Origin of the sequence: Moorena sp. SIO1F2, assembly GCF_010672755.1 — a bacterium.
GTDB lineage: Bacteria > Cyanobacteriota > Cyanobacteriia > Cyanobacteriales > Coleofasciculaceae > Moorena.
Window position 1 is genome coordinate 1 of the sequence record NZ_JAAHFV010000267.1, and the last position, 9,288, is coordinate 9,288.

The 9,288-nt window shown below is 44.5% G+C and carries 12 protein-coding genes and 1 pseudogene; 9 read left to right on the forward strand and 4 right to left on the reverse strand.

What is annotated here, in order from left to right; all coding sequences use genetic code 11:
• The 5 genes and pseudogenes from F6J94_RS24665 to F6J94_RS24685 form a co-directional block, all read left to right on the forward strand.
• On the forward strand, positions 1 to 487 hold a 487-nt coding region (locus tag F6J94_RS24665; RefSeq protein WP_367142265.1), incomplete at its 5' end, for a calcium-binding protein.
• Between the two features lie 109 nt (positions 488 to 596).
• Positions 597 to 740: a hypothetical protein gene (locus F6J94_RS24670; RefSeq protein ID WP_293045007.1), complete on the forward strand. Its 144-nt coding sequence runs from the start codon at positions 597 to 599 to the stop codon at positions 738 to 740.
• Positions 741 to 956: 216 nt separating this feature from the next.
• Positions 957 to 1,196 (forward strand): hypothetical protein, encoded by a 240-nt coding sequence (locus F6J94_RS24675; protein WP_293027336.1) that lies wholly within the window; start codon positions 957 to 959, stop codon positions 1,194 to 1,196.
• A gap of 67 nt (positions 1,197 to 1,263) precedes the next feature.
• Positions 1,264 to 1,593, forward strand: a pseudogene (locus F6J94_RS24680) (IS4 family transposase); the annotation flags it as partial.
• Positions 1,594 to 2,132: 539 nt separating this feature from the next.
• On the forward strand, positions 2,133 to 2,345 hold the full coding sequence (locus F6J94_RS24685; RefSeq protein ID WP_293027339.1) for a helix-turn-helix transcriptional regulator: 213 nt from the start codon (positions 2,133 to 2,135) through the stop codon (positions 2,343 to 2,345).
• Positions 2,346 to 2,478: 133 nt separating this feature from the next.
• On the opposite strand, the gene F6J94_RS24690 is transcribed toward F6J94_RS24685, so the two are convergent.
• The gene (locus F6J94_RS24690; RefSeq protein ID WP_293045009.1) at positions 2,479 to 2,652 is read right to left on the reverse strand and encodes a hypothetical protein; all 174 of its coding nucleotides are present in this window, start codon (positions 2,650 to 2,652) and stop codon (positions 2,479 to 2,481) included.
• A gap of 283 nt (positions 2,653 to 2,935) precedes the next feature.
• Positions 2,936 to 3,532 carry a helix-turn-helix transcriptional regulator gene (locus tag F6J94_RS24695; RefSeq protein ID WP_293027342.1) on the reverse strand — a complete coding sequence of 199 codons (597 nt, stop codon included), beginning with the start codon at positions 3,530 to 3,532 and terminating at the stop codon, positions 2,936 to 2,938.
• Positions 3,533 to 4,000: 468 nt separating this feature from the next.
• Here F6J94_RS24695 and F6J94_RS24700 point away from each other — a divergent pair, with 468 nt between their 5' ends.
• Both F6J94_RS24700 and F6J94_RS24705 read left to right on the forward strand, forming a co-directional pair.
• Positions 4,001 to 4,705 carry a sigma-70 family RNA polymerase sigma factor gene (locus F6J94_RS24700; protein WP_293027345.1) on the forward strand — a complete coding sequence of 235 codons (705 nt, stop codon included), beginning with the start codon at positions 4,001 to 4,003 and terminating at the stop codon, positions 4,703 to 4,705.
• Positions 4,702 to 5,616, forward strand: a complete 915-nt coding sequence (locus F6J94_RS24705; protein ID WP_293045011.1) for a DUF1822 family protein — start codon at positions 4,702 to 4,704, stop codon at positions 5,614 to 5,616. Before F6J94_RS24700 ends, F6J94_RS24705 begins: the two co-directional genes overlap by 4 nt.
• A 12-nt stretch (positions 5,617 to 5,628) precedes the next feature.
• Here F6J94_RS24705 and F6J94_RS24710 read toward each other — a convergent pair whose 3' ends face one another.
• Together F6J94_RS24710 and F6J94_RS24715 are read right to left on the reverse strand one after the other, a co-directional pair.
• Positions 5,629 to 5,808, reverse strand: a complete 180-nt coding sequence (locus F6J94_RS24710) for a hypothetical protein (RefSeq protein WP_293027351.1) — start codon at positions 5,806 to 5,808, stop codon at positions 5,629 to 5,631.
• Complete coding sequence (locus F6J94_RS24715; RefSeq protein ID WP_293027354.1) at positions 5,786 to 5,911, reverse strand: hypothetical protein; 126 nt, start codon at positions 5,909 to 5,911, stop codon at positions 5,786 to 5,788. The genes F6J94_RS24710 and F6J94_RS24715 overlap by 23 nt, the downstream gene beginning before the upstream one ends.
• A 173-nt stretch (positions 5,912 to 6,084) precedes the next feature.
• Here F6J94_RS24715 and F6J94_RS24720 point away from each other — a divergent pair, with 173 nt between their 5' ends.
• Both F6J94_RS24720 and F6J94_RS24725 read left to right on the forward strand, forming a co-directional pair.
• A complete protein-coding gene (locus F6J94_RS24720) occupies positions 6,085 to 8,367 on the forward strand; it encodes a CHASE2 domain-containing protein (RefSeq protein WP_293045013.1) in 2,283 nt (760 codons plus the stop codon).
• Positions 8,368 to 8,595: 228 nt separating this feature from the next.
• Positions 8,596 to 9,288 (forward strand): hypothetical protein (locus F6J94_RS24725; protein WP_293045015.1); only part of this gene is annotated, 693 nt, incomplete at its 3' end.

Sequence of the window (9,288 nt, forward strand, 5' to 3'; positions counted from 1 at the left end):
CACGGTTTCACCCGTCGGTGATCAGGTGGAATGTAACGACTCCCTTCTCGGTGGCTCAGATAATGACACTCTATCTGGGGACTCAGGTAATGACTCCCTGTCTGGGGACTCAGGTAACGACTCTCTGCTTGGGGGCTTAGGTAATGACTCTCTGTCTGGTGGCGATGGTGATGATACTATCGTAGGTGTCGATCCCAGCAGTAACAATCCAGGTGTTAATGAAATTGATATCTTAACCGGAGGAGCTGGTGCTGATACATTTGTGCTTGGAGATGAGAATAATGCTTACTATGTCGGGGCAGGATGGTTTGGTTTCAATGATTACGCTGTAATTACGGATTTCGAATCTGGTATAGATAAAATTAAACTCCATGGAGCAATTGGCGACTATATCTTTGGGGATAACTTTATCTCTATGAATACTCCTTCCCTGGAGGTTATTGCTATAGTTACTGATACCTATAACCTTGGGGATCTGATGTTTTAATAACGACTAGTACACGGTGGCGGAAACAACTGACCAGTTAAAGTCTCCTTGATCTGGTTTGTTTCCTGTTTTTACTCTGTCTTAATGGGTTGGTGGGCAGTGGCGAAAAATGCTATGGCTTAGTGAATCGGTCTACTTCACTGCGGATCCGACATCAACTGTGATTAATCCCCTTGCTGGGCAGTGTCAAGTAATGCGATCGCGCTTCTTGGTGAATCGGTTTGGTTCACTGCGGACCCGACATCAACTGTGATTAATCGTTTGGTGGGCAGTGCCAAGCAATGCGATCGCGCTTCTTGGTGAATCGGTTTGGTTCACTGCCCACCCTACATAAACTTCAGTGAATCAGGCAATTGCCTGATTCACTGATCTGATTCACTCCCTACCCCCAGTTATTGACAAAAGTCGTAACTGGGGGTAATTGTTGTTTCTATATTGTTCACGTTCCCTTACTATAAACAGAAAGATCATGAACAAGCGCAGTAAAAATAAAAAACGCCGGAAAAAGGGAAGACCTTTTTCCTATTACCCTCCTAGTTTATGGTTTTATAAAGATAATTTTCTCCCTCATGACTCTATAATCACCCCCAGTCAAGTAGACCAATGGCGCTATGAGGTTGAACAAAGGTATCAAGATTTTTATTTAGGCGTTAAATTTTGTTGTCTAGCTGAAGGGGCGACGAAACAGGCTGAAATGCTTGGTATGTAAAGCTAGTAGCATTTTGTGGTAAAAAAAAGTAGGTCTCTAAATTTGCAACAAGACCTACGTATTGACAATGTTCCCAACATTATACCAAAACCACCTAAAAAGTCAATTAAGTCTAGCCGATTATATTTTTTTAAAAATCCTGATTAATCTTTTACAATTCCTCAATAAAGTCAGTTTATAAAAGTTAGCAAATGCTATACATTTACCCATTAAATTTGAAAGCAAAATAAAAATAATACAAAGATTTTTATCGCTGCCAAATCTCATCATTGAAAAAGTTTGGTTTCCAATAGCTGAAGAAGTTTTGAAAACATACTTTACCTCGGATAAACTAATTTATATAGCAATAGATCGAACAAGTTGGGGTCGCATTAATTTATTCATGGTTAGCCTCATTTAGGATAAAAGCGATGCAGCAAGGGAACAGGGGGTTCCCCCCGGAGACGAAACCTGATTACGTTGAGCCTTTATGGTTGGTAGGCTATGCAGATGCATGGTTAAAACTTATTGATTAAGGCGAGCCTGTCTTACGGTAACTATCGCCAAAGGCGCGCTTGGCCGTAGGCCACGCCAAAGGCGAACGCGAACAAACCACTCGCTATTGCATCAAGACAGGGCGTTTCCAGTATATTTTACTTTGTTGCCAAAGTTAGGGAGTAGTAATCTAACAGAACAACAAATAATATTGTCAAAAGTTATCCCGCTTCTTGATGCAGTCGCTCATCGGGGTTTCCCCCACTCGCGCTTTGCCGTGGTTTCCCCCACTCGCGCTTTGCATCAAGACAACGAAAGTATTATCAACGCGGTTTAAGGGCTAGGTCGCTTATAGAATCTGCGTTTTAGCTCATTTCGTCGCCCCCTCAGAATCTCTAGTGAGATTAGCGGTAACATATAACTCAGTAAACTTAATTATGTTAACTTTTAAATAGGACAGTAATGACTACTTTAGGGGACAACCTTAAAAAAAGACGAGAATCCCTAAATATCACCCAGCGGGAAATCGCTCATGAATTGGGCGTAACCGTTACCACGGTGCAAAATTGGGAAGCGGGCAGGCATATCCCCAAACTCTACCCAAATCAGCTCAAGGTATTGTGTGACCTGCTGAAAGTTACCCTAGATGAATTGGCAAAGTGGGTAACTGATTGAACTGTTGGGATCCAGCTAAAAAAAAACGCCCCATATGGGGCGTAACCGTTTCCTATTAACCTGGGACAGTTTCCCAACAGTTAATCAAAAAACTAAAACAGGAGAGGATTATCGCCATTTTCTTGGCTACTTGTTACAGCGCCTGTGAACTAAACTTTTCGCAACAAAATCCGAAAAAATTTTTTGGGGCAAAATCTTTAGGGAATAGGGAATAGGGAGTAGGGAGTAGGGAGTAGGGAGTAGGGAGTAGGGAGTAGGGAGTAGGGAATCGGGAGTAGGGAGTAGGGAATCGGGAATCGGGAAACAATTTTGTTTAACCGATTAGTATGACAACCGGAATAACCGTGTTTTTATATGATTTGTAAACAGACGTATTGCAGGAATTTGCTTGCATAAAAGAGGCAAAAGGCAAGATGGTAAAGAGATTCGGAGTGTTATTTTACAATAAAAAAATACCTGATTAGGTTTACATCTCATTTGGAAACCCTATAGCGCGATTGGCCGTTGGCCACGCTACGCGATCGCGCTATACAAAAAAATGCCCTGTGTAGGGCATTGAATATCTGTCTTCCAAATGGCTAATTATGCGCCTAAGCAGCCATTTCTTCCATCATCATCGCCATTTGCTGCTTGGCACGAATGTTTTTCATGTGCTTCTTCACGGTATTAAGGGTAACAAACAGTTCCGCAGCAATCTCTTTGTAGGAGTAATTGACTCGACGCAGTAACCAGACTTCTGCCTCACGGGCAGTTAAGCCATATTTGTGAACTTCAGCTAGGGCTATACTATGAATGGATTGACGTTGGTCTTCGAGGGTAACTAAAATATAAGGCTGCTCAGATATCCTCAGGTTGAGCCATCGAGCCCGAATCCGAAACGTTGTGGAGTGACTCGTAGTAATCTCTGAATCTATAATTACAGATTGATCGGGATAGAATTCATCACTGTCTTTCAAGGCTTGGCAGACACGCCAGATTTCTTGAGGCACCACCGTAAAATGTTTGCTGTTCGGAGTAAGTTGCTCACAAAGAACACGAGCGATTTCATTGCTATGAAGCAACTCTCCTTGTGTATTCAGAATTAAAACACCGTCAATAAAACCTTCTAGTACTCCTTGCAGTAGACCATTGTCTAACTGTTGCACCTGAGGAGCGGATTTTTCTAGAGTGTTGGTGAGAGTATACATGGTCTGTTGACCCACTAACTGGATTTGAAATTTAATGGTGCTTTTGACCCATTAAGAATTAAATTCGCCACGGGTCGCACCTGTTGAATCACAATTGGCTTAGCCATTTGTTACAGCACCTCTCAACCAGGGTTTTCGCAAAAAAATCAGACAAAAAATTTTTTTGGGCTTTTTTGCGAAAAACCCCCCGATCACTCGTGTAAATAAATACTGGGTGACTTTTGCCATTCCCCAAGATTGATGCCTAAGATGTCTAGGGATGGTCAATACTGAGTCCAGTCTTCGGGCTGCCCTTTGTAGCGCTTCTGATCAGGAGTAGAGGTTAGTAGTTAGTGTAAGCATCTACCAACATAAACAACAAACTACTAACAATTAACTTGAGAACCGCTATCGATAGACTAATGCGTACTAAACACGATTGACCGTAGGTCACGCTACGCGATCGCATTTAAAACAGGGACATAACCGATGAAAAATCTAGATCGAATACTCCGTCAGCTGATAGCTGAAGCATGTAATCATCCACAATTAAGTCTGGAACGTCGGCAAAAACTGAGCGAGATACATTTACTAGTGATGAAATCCGGCAAGCTTTGGAAAGAATATACCTCATATTATAATGACGCTCTCCAAGAGATGTGGGAATATTGCTGTGGCCATCCTGAAGAGTATGACCCGACTATCAAAGGTGTGATTACTTGGCTCGACGATGAACTAAAAAAACGACTGAGACGATTTCGAGATGCTGGCTATAGGCAACAGAAGCGGCAAATTACTGGCCTAAGCACAGAGGAAGGTAAAACTATTGACCCTGTAGATAGGGTACCAGCTGCTCCTGATCTACAACCAGTTATGAAAATTTGGCAAAAAACCTTGGATTGGGTAAAGACAGACCCAGACGGAGTGTTACGTCAGACTTGCTTTAGGAAACGCCCTGAGATTAATGCCCAAGTGCTAATCCAGCTTCGACTCCCTCCTGATCAGCCTTGGAAAGCCATTGCAGCAGAATTTAAGCTAACCCCACCAGAAGCTAAAGATTTGCCCAAATTCTATAACCGTAAATGCTTACCCCTGTTGCGAAAATTTGGTGTATGCGAGGGATATATAGAAGAAAAGCCAAAGACTGGTAGCTCGAAAGGCACCACAAAACCCCAACCTAGGAAAAAATCATGATACACAACGCCAACATGCTAGCAGATTGGTCAATCCCAATGCCGATTACCCTGTCGGCGCTAGAGATAGCTGAGCAATTCGCTCACTACCAACCCAACCAGCAAAAGGCTGAACAAGTCTATCTCAACACCCTGGCGGTGTGTGCTGTGAATAACTATTTACGGATCCTGGGTATTCCGACTGACCTAACTGCAGGGGATAGCTGGAATTCAGTAGTCCGCTTGGCTGAAAATGTGGCTGACCTGAGGGTAACCGGTTTGGGGCGCTTGGAATGTCGGGCTGTCAAACCCGGTGATTTGACTTGTCCCATTCCCCAAGAGGTTAGATTTAACCGGATTGGCTATGTAGTCGTTGAGATTGATCAAGACCATACTGAAGCGACGCTGTTGGGATTTTCCCCAACCTCGGAAACTAGTCAATTAGTCATCCACCAATTGCGATCGCTAAAAGATTTACCAGCCTACCTCGATCAATTCCAACCTATGACACAACTCAGTCAATGGTTGGAGCATATGTTTGAAGCAGGTTGGCAGAGTTTGGAAACCCTTTTAGGTAACCAAGGTGCTGAGGCAGCTTTCGCCTTTAGAACCAAGTCTGATCAGACCATTAGGCGATGTAAACAGATTGAATGGGGAGCTAATCAAGGGGTAGCTCTGGTGGTGGCGCTCACCCCAGAATCCGAAACAAAGCTGAATGTTTTCCTACAACTCAATCCCATCAATGGTCAAACCTATCTACCCCCCAATCTGCAGTTGCTCTTGCTAGATGAGGAGCAAGAAATGCTGATCAATGCCCAAGCCAGAAACCAGGATCAAGCCATTCAATTGGATTTTAGTTGCGAACCCGGAGACCGTTTCAGTGTCAAGGTTGCTCTGGATAATGCCAGTGTGATCGAAGAGTTTGTAATGTGAAACTAGGATTGATCAAAACAGGCAACAGCGGATAAAGGAACTTCGGATCAGTAGGAAAGAGCGATGCAGCTCTGACTCCAGTAGGGAGTAGGGAGCTGTGCGACCCCGCGCTTTTTCAAAGCTAAGCGTGAACGCGCACTCCCTGGGAGTAGGGAGTAGGGAATAGCGCTCAGAAAATTGACTGTAGCTCATAAGTATGATCAACCCTATACCAATTCTGGAAATTAGCACTAAACATCAATTTCATCTCTCCATCTCCCCATCTCCCCATCTCCCTATCTCCCCATCTCCCCATCTCCCCATCTCCCCACCCTCCCTACCCTCCCCACACCTGCCACCCTCCCTGTCTTGCCCTATTCCCTGTTCCCTATTCCATACGCGCTATAACTGAAAATAACATCAGACAAAATGCTGATTTTTGACGGTTGATAGTAAACCGTCAACCGTCAACTGTTAAAAAACTAACCAATGGCAAAGCTAGTAACTCTTAAGCTGGATGGGGATTTTGAGGAAGGTTTTCGGGTCACTCTCGAAATTGGCTCAGAAAGCGAACGTCCCGAAACAGAACTTACTGGCAGATTGCCTCCAGCCCCCAACATCGTTAACCACTATCGTGAGTGGCGCTCAACCTATCGCAGTCTGGGCAACTCTTTGCGAGCAATCAAAATCAAACGAGTGGCAATCGGTGGTTCCATCAACAACCAGAGTCAGGGATTATGCGATCGCTTAAATCGGTGGCTCCGTTCAGAGTTATTTAGTCCACTGCGGGAAAAGTGGTTGGAAAAAGTCGGCACTACCGAAGAAGTCCGGGTGCTGATTCGTACCAAAAATCCCCAGCTCAGGCAGCTTCCTTGGCATCAGTGGGAATTTTTAGAGCGTTACCACCAAGCAGAAATTGCCCTAAGTACTCCAGAGTATCAACAACCAAGCAAATCGCACCAGAGCCGTGATCGACACAAGGTTAGAATTCTAGCAATTCTGGGCAATAGCGAAGGAATTAATATCCAACAAGACCGACAATTACTAGAGAATTTACCCTTTGCAGAGGTTACCTTCCTCGTAGAAGAACCACGGCAGAAGCTCAACGAAGCCCTGTGGGAGCAACCTTGGGATATTCTGTTTTTTGCAGGTCATAGTGAAACCGAAGCAGGAAGGGGTCGGATTCATATCAATCAGACCGATAGCTTAAGCATTGACGAACTCAGAGAAGCCCTCAAAAAAGCCATAGAAAGGGGATTGTCCCTAGCAATTTTTAATTCCTGTGATGGCTTAGGATTAGCCAATGAGCTAGAACAGCTGCACATTCCGCACATGATTATTATGCGGGAGCCCGTACCGGATCTTGTAGCACAGCAGTTTTTACAATATTTTCTCAAAGCCTTTGCCAGTGGTAAGTCCTTGTATCTAGCAGTGCAAGAAGCCCGGAAAAAACTGCAAGGTTTAGAAGATCAATGTCCCTGTGCCAGTTGGTTGCCAGTGATTTGTCAAAATCCCGCCGCCATACCCCCAACCTGGCAACAGTTGCGTGGCAATCACCAAAACCAACTGCTCCCATCCGCCCTGATCGTCAGTGTAGTTGTTACCATTTTAGTTATGGTAATCCGGCAGCTGGGAATGCTTCAGCTTTGGGAACTAAAGGCATTTGACCAGCTGATGCGGCTGCGACCTAATCCAGGGGTAGACTCCCGTTTGCTGGTAGTTGAAGCCACAGATGCTGAGATCATGCGCTATGGCTATCCCCTCCCAGATCAAACCCTAGCCCAAGTCCTAGAGAAGCTAGAGTCTGATCAAGCGCGAGTGATTGGCTTAGACATCTTTCGCGAACGTCCTAGAGAACCTGGTCACCAGGCATTGAGCCGTCAGTTACAGCAAAATCATAAATTAATTGCCCTTTGTAGCGCTAGGGTAGCTAACAACCCCGAAAACTCAGGCATCAAACCTCCCTCTGGGGTGCCAGAATCCCGCCTTGGTTATAGCAATATCATGGTTGACCCTGATGGCATTATCCGTAGGCATCTTGTATTTATGCATCCCTACCACGATGACCCCTGTGCCACCCACCACTCCTTCAGTGCTAGGGTCGCATTACATTACTTAGCCCAAGAGGGAATCAAGGCAAAAATCATTGCTATCAATAAAATAGGCTTGGGTAAGACTGTATTAAGAGATTTGTCAGCTAATGCTGGGGGTTATCACAATCGTGATTATCGGGGGTTCCAGGTGTTACTCAATTACCGGGAAACTGTCGCCCGACGAGTCACTGTCACAGAGCTGCTAGAGGGTAAGGTCAAACCAGAGTGGGTCAAAGACAAAATAGTTCTGATCGGAATAACTGCAAAGATTCACAAGGATTACCATCCTACCCCCTACAGTGCCCTCCAGTGGCCATACCAAGAAATGCCAGGGGTAATTATTCACGCCCAGATGGTCAGTCAGATGATCAGTGCTGCTCTTGGTGAGCGTCCATTATTATCGGTGTGGTCGCCCTGGGGAGACCTGTTCTGGGTTTGGGGTTGGTCAATCATTGGTGGTACCATTGCCTGGCGCTGTGGTCGAATACTGTATTGGGGACTCGCTACCATCACAGCGACAGGGGGTTTATATCTCCTATGCTTTGGTCTATTTACTCTAGGAGTATGGGTACCTCTGCTGCCATCAGCCTTAGCATTGGTAGGCACTAGTGTAATTGTAGTGGTTTACCGCAAACCACTTGGAGCAATCACTCCGTTAGCTATCGAAGGAATTCTCTAGCATTTCCATTTGAGTTGGAAACAATAATTACAGTTTTTGACCTTAGCAAAAATCCCTATATACCTGATTATCTCTTGCTTCTTGCTTCTTGCCTCTTGCCTTTTCTTAAGGGGAATCGTTCACAACTCAAATGGATCCGGATCTGATCTCAAACACCAAGGAAACTAGAATAGCTAAGCAAATTTTGCTTCAAAAAAAAATTTTTCTGATCATCTGCGAAAAGTTGGCTTGAGAGGCGCTGTAACAAGTATCAATGAAAAAACGCCGCCTGGGTCGGTGTTTGGTGAATTTCTAGAAAAGGTGTATTCTCAAATGAATAATTGGCTAAAGCAGCTTTGGACAACACTAGTTTCCTTCACTATCAACATAAGACAGCGCTTGCAACAATTAGCAGCAACAATAGTGAAGGGATTCGAGCAAGCAAATCATAGTAATTCTGAGCCGATTGACCAGCAATCATCATCTCAAGACTCCCAACAACTATCAGAATCATCACAAATACAGATAGTAATGAATTACACACCACCGAATGATGGCAAGGGGCCTGTTGGTGACAGCAAAAATGGCGGATCACTCTGGAAATTGTACCAGCTAATCCATGAAAATCCTGAGTTTAGTAACCCACAACTGTTACCAATATCAGCATCAAAACAACTACAACTATCACAACTACCGATGGTAAATGCTTTCACACCACCGAATGATGGCAAGGGACCGGTAGGTGATAGCAAAAATGGAGGCAGTTCCTTCATGAGTATGAATACATTAAACAATTACAATCCACCGAATGATGGCAAGGGACCGGTAGGTGACAGCAAAGATGGAGGCAGTTCCTTCATGAGTATGAATACATTAAACAATTACAATCCACCGAATGATGGCAAGGGACCGGTAGGTGATAGCAAAGATGGAGGCAGTTCA

Excerpts from the sequence above, each read along its gene's own strand:
- F6J94_RS24705 (WP_293045011.1), top strand. The coding sequence starts at position 4,702 with ATGATACACAACGCCAACATGCTAGCAGATTGGTCAATCCCAATGCCG.
- F6J94_RS24715 (WP_293027354.1), bottom strand. The coding sequence starts at position 5,911 with ATGGGGAGATGGGGAGATAGGGAGATGGGGAGATGGGGAGATGGAGAG.
- F6J94_RS24700 (WP_293027345.1), top strand. The coding sequence starts at position 4,001 with ATGAAAAATCTAGATCGAATACTCCGTCAGCTGATAGCTGAAGCATGT.
- F6J94_RS24685 (WP_293027339.1), top strand. The coding sequence starts at position 2,133 with ATGACTACTTTAGGGGACAACCTTAAAAAAAGACGAGAATCCCTAAAT.
- F6J94_RS24670 (WP_293045007.1), top strand. The coding sequence starts at position 597 with ATGCTATGGCTTAGTGAATCGGTCTACTTCACTGCGGATCCGACATCA.
- F6J94_RS24720 (WP_293045013.1), top strand. The coding sequence starts at position 6,085 with ATGGCAAAGCTAGTAACTCTTAAGCTGGATGGGGATTTTGAGGAAGGT.
- F6J94_RS24710 (WP_293027351.1), bottom strand. The coding sequence starts at position 5,808 with ATGAGCTACAGTCAATTTTCTGAGCGCTATTCCCTACTCCCTACTCCC.
- F6J94_RS24675 (WP_293027336.1), top strand. The coding sequence starts at position 957 with ATGAACAAGCGCAGTAAAAATAAAAAACGCCGGAAAAAGGGAAGACCT.
- F6J94_RS24695 (WP_293027342.1), bottom strand. The coding sequence starts at position 3,532 with ATGTATACTCTCACCAACACTCTAGAAAAATCCGCTCCTCAGGTGCAA.